The organism is Tetragenococcus koreensis (assembly GCF_003795145.1).
GTDB classification, from domain to species: domain Bacteria; phylum Bacillota; class Bacilli; order Lactobacillales; family Enterococcaceae; genus Tetragenococcus; species Tetragenococcus koreensis.
On sequence record NZ_CP027786.1, the window covers coordinates 363909 to 379787 of the forward strand.

Sequence of the window (15879 nt, forward strand, 5' to 3'; positions counted from 1 at the left end):
AAAAGAACTCCTTTTGTTTTATAATTGATTTAACCACAAACCAAAAACAAAGGAGTTCTTGCCTTTATGGTACACTTAAAAGCTATTAAAAATCAATTACCGAATGAAATAAAAGCCCTTTTTTCTGAATTAAAAGTCACGCAATTTTTAAAACAAGCCCATATGGAAAAGCAAAAAGGGTATTCGGTGGCTATTCTATTCACTTTTCTCTTTAGCCTCGTCTTTAAAGGAAAATCCTTAAACCAAGTTCTCAGTGGGCGGGAAAGCGACCAATACATGAAAAAAGATACCGTGTATCGATGGATGAACAATCCCCATAACAACTGGCGTCTGTTTTTACTTCGGTTTAGTGCGTCTGTCATCGAAAAGCTCCATTCTTTAACGGATACGAAAACCCATATTCGGACGTTGATCTTGGATGATTCGACGTTTTATCGTAATCGAAGCCAAGAGGTACCAGGCTTAGCTCGTCTTTGGGATCATGCGCTCAAACAAGGATACAAAGGGTATCGTATGCTTACTTTAGGGTTCTCCGATGGCTATTCTTTCATTCCGATTGATTTCGGGTTACTATCCGGTAAGAAAAAAGTGAACCAAACCATAGCAGAAAAAGATCAACGAACCGTAGGAGCCAAACGATTCAACGAATCAAGTCGTAAAATGCCCGAAGTGGCACTTGAGATGGTTCAACGCGCCTTGAACCAAGGGATTTACGCCACCCATGTGTTGATGGATAAATGGTTTACTTCCCCTAAAATGATAGACCAATTACACGATATGGGGATTCACACCATTGGGATGGTGAAAAATGGAAAAACCAAATACCTTTTTCATCAACGTTTATACAAGCTGGAAGAACTTTATGCCAAATCTACGAAAGAATATACACAAGAAGCGATTATTTCCTCGATTGTGGTGAAACCAAGCTCCGGCAAAAATCCCGTGAAAATCGTTTTTGTCAAAAATCACAATAAGAAAAGTGCTTGGTTGGCGATTATGACCGATGATCTGGATTTATCTTCCCAAGAAATGGTCAAAACATACTCGGCGAGATGGGACATCGAGACATTTTTTAAGGCATCGAAATCATTGCTTCATCTGACTAAAGAAACACAAACGCGACATTATCAAGCCTTAATTTGTCACACCACCATTGTGTTCACACGGTATATTTTATTAAGCTGGCAGCAGCGCTGTGCCAATGATGAGCGGACCTTAGGTGGCTTATTTTATGAACTGGGCGATCAAATAAAAGAACTCGATTGGTCCGCTGCTCTTATCGAATTAGTACATATTATTCAAGCGGTAAGCGAAGAATCAGGAAGCCAATTACAAGATTTTATTACAAGTCAACTCCAACACTGGGTGGATACTCTGCCCCGTTATATCAAGGCTTATCTCCCAGATTTGGTGTGCGAAACTTGAATTATAATATAAACATAAACACGAATTTTAAATAATTACGATTCCATTTATATTATAATAAAATTTGTGAAATGAAAAACAAAAAGGTGGTTTTATGGGGAATATTTTATTAGGTCTAGTGCCTGCATTAATGTGGGGGCTTCAACCTCTTGTTATGCAAAAAATTGGTGGAAAAGCAACGAATCAACAGATGGGGATGTCTATGGGAACGCTCCTGTTTTCAGTTGGCGTGTTACTTTTTCATCAGCCTACTGAATGGAGTGCGAATTTAATTATTGCCTCTTTGTTATGCGGGATCTTTTGGTCATTTGGCCAAATTAACCAAATAAAAAGTTTCCATATTATTGGCGTTTCACGCGCGATGCCAATTTCAACGGGAACCCAACTGTTAGGAACTACTTTAGTTGGTGTCCTTTATTTCCGTGAATGGACACAAGCGATGCAGTTTGTATTAGGGATTAGTGCATTAGTTCTTATCGTTGCAGGGGTTGCATTTACTGCTTTTCAAGAAAAAGAAGAAAAAATTGGTTCTGAAATTAATATGAAAAGAGGCATGACCATATTAATTGTTTCCTCCGCTGGTTTTGTACTTTATGCTGTTATTCCTCGAATAGCGGATATTAATGGCTGGGATGCTGTTTTTCCACAAGCAATTGGGATGTTTATCGGATCGATATTGTTTTGCTCTTTTGAAAAACGACCGGAGATTTTTGGTAGGAAATCTTTCCAAAATATCTTAACTGGACTTTTTTTTGCCGTTGCTAACGTTACAATTATGCTTTCAAATGAAGCTAATGGCGTAGCATTAGGTTTTACCCTTTCGCAAATGAATGTGGTAGTTTCTACAGTAGGCGGGCTCGTCGTTCTTCATGAAACGAAAACCTCTAAAGAACTTAAATATACACTGGGGGGATTGATCCTAGTGCTGGCCGGAGGAATTTTGATCGGAATGACCAAGTAAAGAATATAGCTGTCGGAGGAACATTTCAAAAGAACGAATAAATCAAAAGTTGGTAGGGAGGCACCTGCCCATCTAAGACTATAAAAGAGCATGATATATCATTTTTTTATGCACTTCACCAATTTACTTAATATACTTTTAAACGGTAAATACTTATACTAAGATTAGTTGGACGTTAAATCGATTTAGCCGTTTAGTGACACATATAAAATGGTTAGATAAATATAAATCTGAATAAAAAGTTAGGGAGGAATTTAAATGAGTGATAATAAAATTCAAGTAGGGGTTATTGGATGTGGGGCAATCGGAAGAGAACATATCGAAAGACTAACAAACGTCGTTCCAGAGACGGAAGTCGTTGCAGTGTACGATTACGTTAGAGAGCCCGCTGAAACAGCAGCTAAGCAATATGGGGCGACAGTCTACGATAGCGGTGAAGCTTTGATTCGCAGCGATGAAGTAGATGCTATTTTAGTAGCTTCCACAGATGATACACATGCTGATTATGTAATGGAAGCTTTGAAACAAAATAAATATGTATTTTGTGAAAAACCGTTAGCGTTAACTGCAAAAGAATGTGAGAAAATGATAGAAATCGAAACAAAACAAGGACATCGTTTACTTCAAATGGGCTTTAATCGTCGTTTTGATAAAGGATATGTCGAAATGAAGGAAGCTATTGATAACAGTGAGATCGGTGAACCATTGATGATTCATAGTGCTCATCGTAATATTTCGCAATCGCCTGGATTTGAAACAGATTATGCAATTACACGTGTTGCTATACACGAAATTGATATTAGCCGTTGGTTATTAGACGAAGAATATGACGAAGTACAAGTGCTTAAAGTAAAACAAAGCAACCATACTGCTGGAGATTGGCTAAACCCGCAATTGGTAATGTTTAAAACACTCTCAGGTCAACGAGTGGATGTAGAAGTGCAAACTGACGGTGCTTATGCCTATGACATACGCTGTCAAGTTGTTGGAGAAAGCGGTACATTAGACCTACCTGATCCAGCTACTGTAGTTAAAAGAAATAACCAAAGCGTTTCAAATGATTTACCATCCACTTGGGCAGGACGATTTGGTAAATCATATGATGATGAGTTTCTTGGCTGGGCCAAAGGAATTTTAAATGATAATATTGTTGGTGCAAGTACTTGGGACGGTTATGCAGCTTGTGTTACTACCGATGCACTGATTAAATCAAGACAAACCGGAAACCCTGAAAAAGTAGTGATGATCGAACAACCGGACATCTATAAATAAACACAACTTATCAACAATCAAGAGCATTGACTGTAATAGTTAGTGCTCTTTTTTTTAGTAATTAAACTCAAAAAAATGTAAAATTATTCACCGGGATAACAAAAATCAATGTTATGATGTAACCGTAAACAAATATAAGGAGGAAATAGGATGTCTGTAAATTTAACTGTTGAACAGTTCGCAAATAAAATTGACCACACTTTATTGAAGGCAGATGCGCAAAAAACAGATTTTGAGAAGCTATGTCAGGAAGCACGAGAATATGGGTTTAAAATGGTGGCTATTAATTCAGCACCTGTTACTTTGTGTAAAAAGTTATTACAAGGTAGTTCGGTTCATGTTGGTGCAGCAATTGGGTTTCCCTTAGGACAAACAACCATTGAAACAAAGGCTTTTGAAACAAAAGAAGCGATTGAAAATGGCGCTGATGAAATCGATTATGTTATTAATATATCGAAGTTAAAAGATGGCGATTTGAATTATATTGAAAAAGAAATGAAGCGGATTGTAGATATCTGTAAAGATAAAGAAATTCTTTCAAAAGTGATTCTGGAAACTTGCTATTTAACTGATGACGAAAAGAAAAAAATATGCGAGATTGCAAAAGAAGTTCAACCAGATTTTGTCAAAACAACGACAGGTTTTGGCTCTGCTGGGGCTACGGTAGCCGATGTCCAATTAATGAAACAAACAGTTGGAGATAAAGTAAAAGTCAAAGCAGCAGGAGGCATCCGTGATTTGAAAACAGCTAAGGATATGATTGAAGCCGGCGCTGATCGCTTAGGTATGAGTTCAAGTGTCAAAGTAATTGAAGAATATCAAGCCGAAAAAGGAAGAGTAGAATGAAGACAGTACGGCTTTATGGGAAAGAAAAAATACAGTTGGATGATGTAGAAAAACCGCTAATAAATGAAAATGAACTATTATTAAAAGTGAAAGCGGCTTCTCTTTGTGGCACCGATGTGCGCATGTATAAAAATGGTTATTCAGGCGTTGATGAGAATTCTCCCTTAACATTAGGTCATGAAGTTTCAGGAGTTATTGCAGAAGCCGGTTCTAACGTTACGTCTTATAAAGTAGGACAAAGGATTTCCGTTGCACCCAATATAGGCTGTGGTAACTGCGACCAATGTGTGAGTGGAAACACGCATCTTTGCGCGAATTACCAAGCGTTTGGCATTAATTTACCAGGTGGCTTTGCTGAATATTTAAAGATCCCTGGAGAAGCAATTCAACAAGGAAATATTACACTTTTAGCAGATGAAACTTCTTTTGAACAGGCGGCATTAATTGAACCTTTCAGTTGTGTGTTTAATGGACAAGCTATTGCCGCTGTTTATCCGGGAGATACCGTGTTGATTATCGGTGGAGGTCCTATTGGAATTATGCACGCGATGTTAGCCTTTAGCCAGGGCGCGAGCCAAGTGATTTTAAACGACCGTCATGAAGAACGATTGGCAGCGGCAACAAAGATCTTGCCCAAATTAACGGTTTTAACTAGCGAAGACTTAGCTAATAAAATTTCAGGAGAAACACAGGGGCAAGGCGTTAACTTGTGTATTGTAGCGGCTCCTTCGCCAGAAGCACAAATCGAAAGTATGCATTATATGGCAATGAACGGCCGCTTACTTTTCTTTGGTGGTCTACCAAAAGATCGCGAAAATGTCCCATTAAACACCAATATCTTGCATTATAAACAATTACGGATTTTCGGCTGTACCAGAGCAAGCATATCTTCTTATCGCACATCTGAAAAGTTGATTGCTAGTGGGCAAGTTCCAATTGAACGATTAATTACCAATAGATATCCGATAGAAGAATTTAAACAAGCATTGGAGAATGCTGAAAAATCGGTTGGATTGAAGAATATGATTGTGCTTAATTGAAAGACAATAGGACACGGAGAAAGAAATGACAAACTATTCTCCGAAAACAAAATCATGGATAACGAAATAAGAAAGGGTTATTCGAAGATGGAATGACGGATAATAGGTTCGAAAAAGTATTATCTGAAATCACTAACAAGTAACGAAAAACGCTCAAAAATGGCTAAAGACGGATAATGAAACAAATAAAATACTATCCGACTTTGAAATCATGAATAACAAAATAATAAAACATTCTCCGAAAACAAGATGACAGATAAGAGATCCATGGATTTCTTATCCGAAAAATAGGAAACGCGTCATCTTTCTATAAGTAAGCTCCCATTTTACAATTTAAGTAGAATGGGAGTTTAATTTTCTCCTACTCTCAACGCATAGGAGTCCAAAAGTACTCGCGCTAAAATAGCCAGTGGTAACCTCGAGCGTACCTCATAATCAGGGAAAAATGATCCTTCCGATTTAAACCCTACGAATGGGATTTCGATCAAAGACATCAAACTAGAATGACGATTGGCCGTTATTAAAATTGTCCCAATTTCTAATTTATAACAGTTTTTAGCTGCAGTAACGAGTTCTTCTGTCTCCCCATTCAGCGAGATAAAAATAACAATATCGTCCTTGCTTAATTTTTTACTCCTTGTTTTTATAATCTCGGGGTCCGCATGTAACTCACAGTATTTTCCCGTTAATTGAAATTTTACCATCATTTCTTCAGCAGTCATTTCTGAAAAACCCCGCGCAAAAATAATGATTCGTTTGGCCACTTTAATTCTTTGAATGGCGTCTTCAATATTCCCGATTTCGATCATATTAATGGTTCGAGCTACTTCTTGTTCATTTTTTAAGATCGCTGTCCGTATCCCTTGATCGACTTTATCTAAAGCAGAAAAGTTAATATCTTTGTAAGACATTTCTTTTAAATGATGTTTAAAGGCTGTGAAACCTTCATAGCCTTTTTTCTTCATGGTGCGAACAATAGTTGCTGTTGAAACATTGGCCAATTCACTTAATTTAACAATGGAATAATTAGGAATCGTTTGTAGATTTTCTTGAATAAACTCCCAAACATATTGTTCTGAATCGCTTAGTTTGTTATCCATTTAAGCTCACTCTCCTCATTGCTCTTATCATAATATGATATTTCCATTTCGTCTATTGTTATTAGAAAAAGGTGTAAAGGTTTTCTTTTTAAACAGCTTATTTAGAAAACATTTACATCTTTATACGTTGCATAATAAAAAACAAGGAGGAAGTGGTGATGGCATTTTATACATGTACCTTAAATTTAGCGATCGATTTATTTATTGAAACAGATGAACTAAAACCCTTTGTGGTAAACCGGACAAAAGATGATGACATACAAGCCAACGGCAAGGGAGTTAATGTCTCTCTTATTTTAAAATTATTGGGAATCGATAGTACAGCATTAGGCTTTCAAGCTGGTTTTACCGGGAATCATATTGAAGACTTTTTACAGGATAAACAAATTAATACTGGATTTATCGAAGTTCCAGGTTTAACTCGGATTAACGTTTTTACCCAGGTGAATGAGACCAAAGAGGAGTATAAGTTAGTCAATAAGGGACCTACAATTCCAGATGAAGCAATTCAAAGCTTATTAAATCAAATTAACCAGTTACAAGCAGGTGATTATCTGTGTATTTCGGGAAGTTTCCCGCAAGGCGTTTCTTCATCTATTTTAGTAGATATTGCACAAATCTGTTATAAGAGAAAAGTCCATTTAGTGATCGATAATAGTTCTCTGGCTGTGATGGATTGCTTAACTTATCAGCCATTTTTATTAAAACCGAATGAAGAAGAATTAGCTTTGTGGTTTGGTAAAAAGATACATACACGAGAGGAGTATATTTTTTATGGAAAAGAGTTGTTAAAACAAGGAGCAGAAAATGTATTAATTTCTTTGGGTGCTGAGGGAGCTATTTTGCTAAATAAAGAAGGTATTTTTTCTGGAAACTCACCTAAAGGCAAAGTCGTTAATACAGCATGTTCGGGTGATACGCTATTAGGAACATTTATGGCGGGTATTTTAAATGGGAAAAATATGGAAGAAAACTTAAAACATAGTTTAGCTGCTGGAAGTTCAACTGCTTTTCGCAAAGGATTAACGGATTTTTCAGATGTAGATGATTTACAAACACAAATTACCATTCAAAAAGAGGAGTGACATTCTATGGCAAAATATCAAATTATTGGAGCAACAGGTTGTCCTACAGGTATTGCGCATACGTATATGGCACAGGAAGCCTTGGAACAAGCTGCAAAAAAATAAAAAGGTAACGATCAAAATAGAAACGCATGGTCAAGTAGGTATTGAAAATCAGCTAACACCACAAGAAATTAAAGATGCTGACGCAGCCATTATTGCTGCGGACAAAGATGTGCAAAAAGACCGTTTTGCTGGAAAACGTGTGATTAATGTCTCTGTGGGTAGAGGGATTAAAGAGGCTGATCAACTCATTGAAGATGCATTAGCAGGAAAAGGCAGCGTTTTAAAAGGAAATAAAAAAGAAGAGGGAACCACGGAAAAGGATACAACAGAAGAGGAGTCAAAACAAAAAAATAGCATTGGCCGCGATATCTATAACAACTTGATGAACGGCGTTTCGCATATGCTGCCGTTTGTGGTCGCTGGTGGGATTTTAATGGCGATTTCTTTTGCTGTATGGGGTGTTTATTCCGCAGATCCAGACAGTTCGCAGTATAATTCTACCGCTGCCATGATCAAAGGGATTGGCGATATGTCAATGGGGTTAATGGTTCCAGTGTTGTCCGCTTATATTGCTGAAGGAATCGCGCAACGACCAGGTTTAGCTGTTGGTTTTGTGGGTGGGTTGATTGCTGATGATGGCGGAACCGGATTTTTAGGCGGAATTTTGTCTGGTTTTCTAGCAGGTTATTTTATTCTTGCTTTGAAAAAATTATTAGAAAAAATGCCGAAGTCATTAGATGGCTTAAAAGCAATCTTTCTCTACCCCGTAATCGGTGTTTCCGTTGTTGGTGTGATCATGTGGCTATTAAGTGGTCCTATGGAATCAATCAACCAAGCAATGATGGATTTTCTAGTTAATTTTGAAGGGTCAAATCCGTTAATATTAGGCATCATTATTGGCTGTATGTCGGCTTTTGATATGGGTGGACCGCTTAATAAAGCAGCTTATGTTACCGGGACATTCTTATTAGCTCAAGGTAATACCACCTTTATGGCGGGTGTTTCGGCTGCCTGTATAGCGCCACCGCTGATTACTGGATTTGCTGCTTTGTTTTTTGGAAAATACTTTGATAAAAATGATCGGAATGCCGGATTTGTTAACTTCATTTTAGGTTCAACTCATATTACAGAAGGAGCGATTCCTTTTGCAGCTAAAGATCCATTACGGAATATCCCCATTTTCATGCTAGGTTCTTCCATTGCTGCTGTATTGACCTATATGTTTAACGTACAAGTTCCAGCTCCACATGGTGGATTCTTAGTTTTACCAGTTGTTACCGGAAAAGCCGCTTGGGTATTTTCCATTTTATTAGGCTCAGTTATTGCTGGTTTATTATTCGGCTTGAAACAAAAAAGAATGGCAATGAAAAAGAATACAAATGAAAGTGAGGCAGCATAATGCAATCGATTAAAGAAGAAAATATTTTTCTAAATCAAGATTTAACAACACAAGATGAAGTATTTGAATTTTTAGCAAAGTAAGCAGTAAACATAGGGATTGCAACGGATGAAAAAGCAGTCTATCAAAAATTCAATGAACGAGAAAAGGAAAGTACTACTGGCATGATGGATGGGTTTGCGATCCCTCATGCTAAGGATGAATCGATCAAAGAGGCTGGAGTCATCATTGTTTATCCGAATAACGGAATTGAATGGAATAGTATGGATGACAGACTTACAAAATACGTTATTGCTTTGTTTGTACCAGATACTGAAGCAGGAACCACACACTTGACCATTTTATCAACGTTAGCGCGGTTATTAATGAAAGCAGAAGTTACGGAACAGTTGAAAAAGGCCACTTCGGCTTCTGAAATCGCTGAAGTATTGAATACAAATATTGCTGAATTTTAAAAAAAGGATGGGTACGAATGAATAAACAAGAACACTTACAAAAACTTATGAATGAAAATGGCGTCATCAGTGCTTTGGCGATTGATCAAAGAGGGGCGATGAAAAAGATGATTGCGCCTTACAAAGAACCAGAAGCCGATGACATTATTGATTTTAAAAGCCTTGTTTCAACTGAGTTGACGCCTTATACTTCTTCTATTTTATTAGACCCTGAATATGGATTACCCGCAGCAGGCAAGAAAGCTGGGACCAGCGGACTATTGCTCGCTTATGAAAAATCAGGTTATGATTCAACTGCACCAGGCCGATTGCCAGATTTGTTAGACATTTGGTCTGTGCATCGTTTAAAAGAGGCGGGCGCAGATGCTTGTAAATTTTTACTTTATTATGATGTGGATGAAGACGAAGCGATCAATAATCAAAAGCACGCCTTTATTGAACGAATTGGCGCCGAATGTATTGCAGAAGATTTACCTTTCTTTTTAGAACTTGTTTCTTATGACACTTCTGGTATAGATGTGAAAAGCACTGAATACGCAAAAGTTAAACCACATAAAGTCAATGAAATGATGAAAGAATTCTCGGCAGAAAAATATCATGTGGATGTATTAAAAGTAGAAGTTCCAGCCAATATGGCATTTGTCGCAGGTTATAGTGATGATGAAGTTGTTTATAGCAAAGAAGAAGCAGCAAACTATTTTGTCGAACAAACAGACGCAACGCATTTACCGTTTATCTTCTTGAGTGCCGGAGTTTCTGCTGAATTATTCCGCGATACTTTACGCTTTGCCAAAGAAGCTGGCTCAACCTTTAATGGCGTACTTTGTGGCCGAGCAACCTGGGCAGATGGCGTTTCCGTCTTTGTGCAAAATGGCGAACAAGCCGCTATTGAATGGCTACAAACTCAAGGCAAGCAAAATATTGATGAACTAAATGAAGTATTACAAGAAACTGCTACACCGATTCAATAAAAAAGTTGGTTACTATGATTAAAATTCATAGTGGCCAACTTTTTAATAAGATAAGTTAAATTAGCTCACTACTTTTTAAAACTAACGCGCTTAAAATGAACTAGCCTCATTACTTTTCAAAACTACTGTGCTTAATTGCAAATAGCCCCATTATTTTTATATTCTTATGTGCTTAATCAGCAAAAAATCTCAGTTTTTGTGATAAAAAGTGCAATTAACCCCACTACTTTTCAAAACTAACGTGCTTAAAACAAATTAGCCACACTACTTTTCAAAACTACTGTTTTTAATTGTAAATAGCCTCATTGTTTTTGTATTGTGGTGTGCTTAGCAGCACCAAAATTTTGAGTTTGTCGAATAAATTCAAAATCAGTTGCTTTAAAGAAACAAGGATGATCTAAAAAGGAAAAATTTTTAATGGGGAAATGTGGGTAAGAAGAACTAAAGACTATAAAACTAAAAGGCTGGAACAAAACCAATAACTCAAAGTTTTGTTCCAGCCTTTATGATTTTGGCATATTCTTTTCATAATGTGACCATGCTGCAAAAATCGTAACTTCTTTATCTTTCTTATTAATAGAATATACAACTCTATGTTTATTGTTTATTCTCATAGAATAAAGCCCTCTACTTTTTGGACTTAATTTTTCCTGTCTTCTGATGTTAGCAAAAGGATTTTCTTTTAATGCCTCAACAATTTCATCAAAGTCTTTCTTTAAACCTGCTTTCTCAAGTAATGGAATATGTTCTTTTCTGATAACTCTATGGGCTCTAACTTTCCAAACACTCATAGTTCTTCAAAATCATCTTCTGATGAATTATCCATTAAGTCAAAGGCATAATCCAAAGTGCCAGTTTCCCGTAAATAAAGCTCTTCTTGCATTCTTTCATATTCTCTTTTAGAAAGCATAATCACACCTTCATTTGTACCTTCATTACTGTTAATTGTAATTTCCAACGGAGTATTCTCTTTGTTTACTTTATCAATCGTTTTAAATAAATCTTTTCTGAGATTTGTTCTTGTCATTGAATCCATTTTCAGCACGCTCCTTACATGTACATTATATAGTACGTTCTCAGATGTGTCAATTTGTTACTTTTCCTACTACCGATTAAATTACGTTTTATTGATGAGCAAAAAACCTCGTTTCACTATATATAGTGAAATAACGATCGTTGAAAACGATTTATTAGCTTTTATAATCAATTTATAGCAAATAATTATTTAAGCAAGTGAAACATTAGTGAAAAATGGAAGGAGAAAGTGAAATGGAAGAAACAATTGGAATTGTTGTCATGACACATGGTGATTTTGGTAAAGCAGCAATGGAAAGTGTACAACTAATTGTAGGGCAACAGGATAATTATGATACTGTTAGCGTTTTTGTTGTTGATGAGGTAGGAAAATTAAAACAAGAATTATTTGATAAAGTGAGTCATTTACTCAAGTTTCGCATACCCAAAATGATGATGTCCCTTTGATAGAACAACGCTGATAGTAAAATAATGGTTCGCTTGACTTTTGTTCAAAGGATACAAAAAGAACTCCTTTTGTTTTATAATGGATTTAACGACAAATCTAAAAACAAGGAGTTCTTGCTCTTATGATACACTTAAAAAACATCAAAAATCAATTACCAAATGAAATGAACGCAATTTTTTCTGAACTGAACGTCCTGAAATTTTTACGACAAACCTCTATTTGTAAGCAAAAAGGCTATTCTCCCGCCATTATTTTTACTTTTCTTTTCAGTTTAGTGTTTAAGGGCAAGACCTTGAACCAAGTCCTCAGCGGACGTGAAGCAGATCAATATATGAAGAAAGATACCGTTTACCGTTTGATGAACGATCCGCACAATAATTGGCGTAGCTTTCTGCTTCGTTTTAGTGCTTCTGTGATCGAAAAGATCCATCGATTAACAGATCCAAGTACCCATCTACGTACGCTTGTTTTGGATGACTCAACGTTCTATCGAAATCGAAGTCAGAAAGTGCCTGGTTTGGCGCGCCTTTGGGATCATGCTTTACAAAAAGGTTATAAAGGCTATCGCATGCTAACTTTAGGCTTTTCTGATGGGTACTCTTTTATTCCTATTGATTTTGGATTGCTTTCAGGCAAAAACCAAGTCAATCAAAAACAAGCGGAAAGTGATCAAAGAACGAGTGGGGCAAAACGCTTCAAAGAAGCCCAACGATCTATGCCTGATGTGGCCATTGAGATGGTGCAAAGAGCCCTTGATCAAGGCGTTTACGCCAGTCATGTGTTAATGGATAAATGGTTTACCTCTCCTAAAATGATCGATCGTTTGCATGATTTAGGCATCCATACCCTAGGTATGGCAAAAAATGGCAAAACCCAATATTTTTATCAAAGACGTTTATATAAATTAAGCGAACTCTACCAAAAGTCAATAAAGGAATACTGTCAAGAAGCCATCATTTCCTCTATTATTGTTCAGCCAAGCAGCGGGAAGACCCCCGTCAAAATCGTTTTTGTCAAAAATCGGAATAACCAAAGTGCTTGGTTAGCCCTTATGACAGATGACCTGACTTTGTCATCCCAAGAAATCGTGAAGACGTACTCGGTTCGCTGGGACATAGAAACGTTCTTTAAAGTTTCCAAATCTCTCCTTCATTTGTCACAAGAAACCCAAACGCGCAATTATCAAGCCTTGATTTGTCATACCACCATTGTGTTCACGCGCTACATCTTATTAAGTTGGCAACAACGCTGTGCCAATGACGAGCGGACCTTAGGCGGCTTATTTTATGAACTTGCTGACCAAATAAAAGAACTTGACTGGTCGGTGGCTTTATTAGAACTAATGGACATTTTGCAAGCAGTCAGTGAAAAAGCGAGTCATAAACTACAAGACTTCATTGAAAGTCAACTGCAGCTCTGGATCGATACGCTGCCCAATTATATCAAGGCTTATCTACCGAATTTGGTGTGCGAAACTTGAGTCATTTAGATACAAGTAAGGGACTAATTGTATTTACTGATATCGTAGGAGGTACGCCAACGAATTTGGCTAGCGAATTACTGACTCGAGAAGATGTGCTAGTGGTGGCTGGAGTAAACTTACCTGTTTTACTAGAAGTTTTCACGAATCGTACAAAAGATATCCACACACTTAAAGAAATAATAACTAATGCTTATGGACAAGGTTTAACCATACGAACAAATGAAGATTTAGAAGGAGAAGATGACGATGAGTATAGTCTTTAGTAGAATAGATGATCGCTTGATTCATGGACAAGTTGTAACAACGTGGGCAAATATGCATAGAATTGAACAGATTATTATTTTAAATGACAAGGTTGCAGGGGATAAAACGCAAAAAAATATTTTAAAAATGTCAGCGCCTCAAGGGATTAAGGTTCAAGCATTTCCGGTAGAAAAATTTGGAGAAATTATCAAAAGCAACCCAATCACTCGACGGACCATGCTTTTATTTACTACCAGTACTGATGTAGTAAGAGCGTTGCAAGTTGGCGTTCCGATTGATGAACTTAATATCGGCGGCATGCGGTTTCAAGAAGGCAGACAACGTTTGTCAAAAGCACTTGCAGTGACAGAAGAAGAAAAACAAGCTTTCAAAGATTTACTTGATAAAGATTTAAATATCACAATTCAGATGGTACCAAATGATGAAAAAGTCAATTTAGAGGAGGTTATCCAATGATTTCTGCATTATTAATTGCTTGTTGGGCAGGCATTTGTGCGATTGATGATATTGGAACACAAATACTACGTAGACCATTATTGATTGCTCCAGTTGTTGGATTAATTATGGGGGATCTACAAACTTCTTTATATATTGGTGCAACGCTAGAAGTTATGTGGATGGGAATTGGAAATGTCGGCGCATATTCTGCTCCAGATATTATTTCTGGAACAGCCATTGGAACAGCCTTAGGAATAGCTTCTGGTGGAGCAGCGACCGCCGTAGCATTAGCTGTTCCTACGTCATTGTTAGCACAACAATTACTGATTCTCTATCGTTCGACAATTACTTATTTAAATCCAATTGCTGATAAAATTGCTGAAAGTAGAGATTTTTCTAAAGTTTTTCGTATCAATTATATTCCAATGCTTATTGCTTTTTTAGTTCGGGCCGTTCCAACTTTTCTAGCAGTTTATTTCGGAGCCGGTGCCATAAACACAGCTGTTGAAGCATTACCTGATGCGATTATGGACGGCTTGAGTGTTGCGGGTGCAATTATTCCTTCCGTCGGGATTGGCTTATTGATGCTAATGATGATCAAAAAAGGAGAGCTTTGGATGTTTTTGGTAGCGGGCTTTACGTTAGCTGTCTATTTGGATTTGGACGTGTTACCAATCACTTTAATTGCTTTACCGATTGCCTTTATTTATGACTTGGCGGTAAAACAAGCACCACAATCATCAGAGCAAAGTACAACTATGGATTCATCTGATGAAGAGGAGGAATACGATCTATGAGTACTGAAGAAATGAAAATTACTAAGCATGATTTGAATCGCGTCTTTTGGCGGATGCAGTTACTAAATGTAACCAATAATTTTCAGTCATTGCAGGCAATTGGCTTTTTATCCAGTTTTGTTCCTGTGTTAGAGCGTTTATATGAAGATCAGCCAAAAGAATTAAAGACCAAGGCTATGAAACGACACTTAGAATTTTTTAATAGTCATGTAAACTCTGATGCTTTGATTTTGGGTATCGCAGCTGCTATTGAAGAAACGACAGATGAAGAAGAAAAACAAACAGTTACTGATGTAAAGACGGGGCTTATGGGTCCTTTAGCCGGAATTGGTGACAGTATTTTAAAATTTACTTGGCTGCCTATTTGTGGTAGTATTGGCGCCTCCTTAGCGCTAAATGGCAGTATCTTAGGACCAATTGTTATGTTTTTACTCTATAATGTGGTCAATGTGTCTATTAAATATTATGGGATTCATTTAGGCTATACCAAAGGAATGGAAATGATCGAAGGCACAGGTGGAAATATTTTACAACGTCTCTCCAATATCGCCAATATTGTAGGGCTAATGGTTGTTGGTGCACTTATTGCGTCTGTCGTAGATGTAAATGTTGTCGCTGAAATTTCAGCTGGTGATAATGTTATTGAATTTCAAGAGATGTTTGATCAAGTGATGCCAGGCTTATTTAGTCTACTGATTACTTTTGCCGTGTATAAAATTTTAAAAAAGACCAACGGAAAGCACGCTCCTCTATTAATACTTGCTATCATGGTGCTATCGATTCTTTTGACGGCACTAGGTGTTTTAGGAGAATAA

Annotated in this window: 18 protein-coding genes and 1 pseudogene; 16 read left to right on the forward strand and 3 right to left on the reverse strand. The window is 37.1% G+C overall.

Annotated elements, in window-relative coordinates; genetic code table 11:
• The first annotated feature begins 66 nt into the window (after positions 1 to 66).
• The 5 genes from C7K43_RS01820 (at position 67) to C7K43_RS01840 (ending at position 5544) form a co-directional block, all read left to right on the forward strand.
• Positions 67 to 1425, forward strand: a complete 1359-nt coding sequence (locus C7K43_RS01820) for an IS4 family transposase (protein WP_094243264.1) — start codon at positions 67 to 69, stop codon at positions 1423 to 1425.
• A gap of 94 nt (positions 1426 to 1519) precedes the next feature.
• Entirely contained in the window at positions 1520 to 2386 is an 867-nt protein-coding gene (locus C7K43_RS01825) for a GRP family sugar transporter (protein WP_124005287.1), read from the forward strand.
• 258 nt (positions 2387 to 2644) lie between these two features.
• Positions 2645 to 3658 carry a Gfo/Idh/MocA family protein gene (locus C7K43_RS01830; protein ID WP_124005288.1) on the forward strand — a complete coding sequence of 338 codons (1014 nt, stop codon included), beginning with the start codon at positions 2645 to 2647 and terminating at the stop codon, positions 3656 to 3658.
• Between the two features lie 150 nt (positions 3659 to 3808).
• Complete coding sequence (gene deoC, locus C7K43_RS01835; protein WP_124005289.1) at positions 3809 to 4504, forward strand: deoxyribose-phosphate aldolase; 696 nt, start codon at positions 3809 to 3811, stop codon at positions 4502 to 4504.
• A complete protein-coding gene (locus C7K43_RS01840; RefSeq protein ID WP_124005290.1) occupies positions 4501 to 5544 on the forward strand; it encodes an alcohol dehydrogenase catalytic domain-containing protein in 1044 nt (347 codons plus the stop codon). Before deoC ends, C7K43_RS01840 begins: the two co-directional genes overlap by 4 nt.
• 350 nt (positions 5545 to 5894) lie before the next feature.
• Here C7K43_RS01840 and C7K43_RS01845 read toward each other — a convergent pair whose 3' ends face one another.
• A complete protein-coding gene (locus C7K43_RS01845; protein ID WP_124005291.1) occupies positions 5895 to 6644 on the reverse strand; it encodes a MurR/RpiR family transcriptional regulator in 750 nt (249 codons plus the stop codon).
• Positions 6645 to 6802: 158 nt separating this feature from the next.
• Between C7K43_RS01845 and pfkB the strand changes: the two genes are divergently transcribed.
• From pfkB to lacD, 5 genes and pseudogenes are all read left to right on the forward strand, one after another.
• Positions 6803 to 7729 carry a 1-phosphofructokinase gene (pfkB, locus tag C7K43_RS01850; RefSeq protein ID WP_124005292.1) on the forward strand — a complete coding sequence of 309 codons (927 nt, stop codon included), beginning with the start codon at positions 6803 to 6805 and terminating at the stop codon, positions 7727 to 7729.
• A 6-nt stretch (positions 7730 to 7735) separates the two neighbouring features.
• Positions 7736 to 7834, forward strand: a complete 99-nt coding sequence (locus tag C7K43_RS13715; protein ID WP_371859843.1) for a hypothetical protein — start codon at positions 7736 to 7738, stop codon at positions 7832 to 7834.
• Complete coding sequence (locus C7K43_RS01855) at positions 7788 to 9173, forward strand: PTS fructose transporter subunit IIC (RefSeq protein WP_371859844.1); 1386 nt, start codon at positions 7788 to 7790, stop codon at positions 9171 to 9173. Before C7K43_RS13715 ends, C7K43_RS01855 begins: the two co-directional genes overlap by 47 nt.
• Positions 9173 to 9628, forward strand: a pseudogene (locus tag C7K43_RS01860) (fructose PTS transporter subunit IIA). The gene C7K43_RS01855 and the pseudogene C7K43_RS01860 overlap by 1 nt, the downstream one beginning before the upstream one ends.
• Positions 9629 to 9645: 17 nt before the next feature.
• A complete protein-coding gene (lacD, locus tag C7K43_RS01865; protein ID WP_124005293.1) occupies positions 9646 to 10599 on the forward strand; it encodes a tagatose-bisphosphate aldolase in 954 nt (317 codons plus the stop codon).
• Between the two features lie 503 nt (positions 10600 to 11102).
• Here lacD and C7K43_RS01870 read toward each other — a convergent pair.
• Positions 11103 to 11390: a Txe/YoeB family addiction module toxin gene (locus C7K43_RS01870; protein WP_124005294.1), complete on the reverse strand. Its 288-nt coding sequence runs from the start codon at positions 11388 to 11390 to the stop codon at positions 11103 to 11105.
• Positions 11387 to 11635: a type II toxin-antitoxin system Phd/YefM family antitoxin gene (locus C7K43_RS01875; protein WP_124005295.1), complete on the reverse strand. Its 249-nt coding sequence runs from the start codon at positions 11633 to 11635 to the stop codon at positions 11387 to 11389. The genes C7K43_RS01870 and C7K43_RS01875 overlap by 4 nt, the downstream gene beginning before the upstream one ends.
• A 233-nt stretch (positions 11636 to 11868) precedes the next feature.
• Here C7K43_RS01875 and C7K43_RS01880 point away from each other — a divergent pair, with 233 nt between their 5' ends.
• The 6 genes from C7K43_RS01880 to C7K43_RS01905 all read left to right on the forward strand — a co-directional run bounded on the left by C7K43_RS01880 (position 11869) and on the right by C7K43_RS01905 (position 15879).
• Positions 11869 to 12081 (forward strand): PTS sugar transporter subunit IIA domain-containing protein, encoded by a 213-nt coding sequence (locus C7K43_RS01880; protein ID WP_226996698.1) that lies wholly within the window; start codon positions 11869 to 11871, stop codon positions 12079 to 12081.
• A gap of 122 nt (positions 12082 to 12203) precedes the next feature.
• Positions 12204 to 13562, forward strand: coding sequence for an IS4 family transposase (locus tag C7K43_RS01885; RefSeq protein WP_124005296.1), 1359 nt, complete (start codon positions 12204 to 12206; stop codon positions 13560 to 13562).
• Positions 13559 to 13828, forward strand: coding sequence for a PTS sugar transporter subunit IIA (locus tag C7K43_RS01890; protein WP_264371082.1), 270 nt, complete (start codon positions 13559 to 13561; stop codon positions 13826 to 13828). Before C7K43_RS01885 ends, C7K43_RS01890 begins: the two co-directional genes overlap by 4 nt.
• The gene (locus C7K43_RS01895; RefSeq protein ID WP_124005298.1) at positions 13812 to 14285 is read left to right on the forward strand and encodes a PTS sugar transporter subunit IIB; all 474 of its coding nucleotides are present in this window, start codon (positions 13812 to 13814) and stop codon (positions 14283 to 14285) included. Before C7K43_RS01890 ends, C7K43_RS01895 begins: the two co-directional genes overlap by 17 nt.
• Complete coding sequence (locus C7K43_RS01900) at positions 14282 to 15064, forward strand: PTS mannose/fructose/sorbose/N-acetylgalactosamine transporter subunit IIC (protein ID WP_124005299.1); 783 nt, start codon at positions 14282 to 14284, stop codon at positions 15062 to 15064. The genes C7K43_RS01895 and C7K43_RS01900 overlap by 4 nt, the downstream gene beginning before the upstream one ends.
• Positions 15061 to 15879 (forward strand): PTS system mannose/fructose/sorbose family transporter subunit IID, encoded by an 819-nt coding sequence (locus tag C7K43_RS01905; RefSeq protein WP_124005300.1) that lies wholly within the window; start codon positions 15061 to 15063, stop codon positions 15877 to 15879. Before C7K43_RS01900 ends, C7K43_RS01905 begins: the two co-directional genes overlap by 4 nt.